Below are 280 nucleotides of genomic sequence, written 5' to 3' on the forward strand. Positions count from 1 at the left end.
GGCGCAGGCCGAGCTGTGGGCAGGGGCCAGGGCGGCCCTGGCCGTGGTCCGGAACAGCCGGCCGCAGCCGGACCGTGATGAGAAGGTTGTCGCAGGCTGGAACGGGCTGGTGATTGCAGGGCTTGCCGACGCGGCGACGGCCCTGGCCGATGCCGGCACGCCCGAACCCTGGATACTCTCCGCAGCCGTTGCGGCAGCCGAATACCTCCTCCGGGTGCACCGGCGCGGGCATCTCCTGTACCGGGTGTCCAACGACGGCGCCGTGCAGGGAATCGAGGGC

The 280-nt window shown here is 72.1% G+C and carries 1 pseudogene; it reads left to right on the forward strand.

What is annotated here, in order from left to right:
* Nucleotides 1-280 (forward strand): annotated as a pseudogene (locus tag RTN46_RS02655) (thioredoxin domain-containing protein); the annotation flags it as partial.

The organism is Arthrobacter sp., from assembly GCF_031988865.1.
Classification (GTDB): Bacteria; Actinomycetota; Actinomycetes; order Actinomycetales; family Micrococcaceae; genus Arthrobacter_B.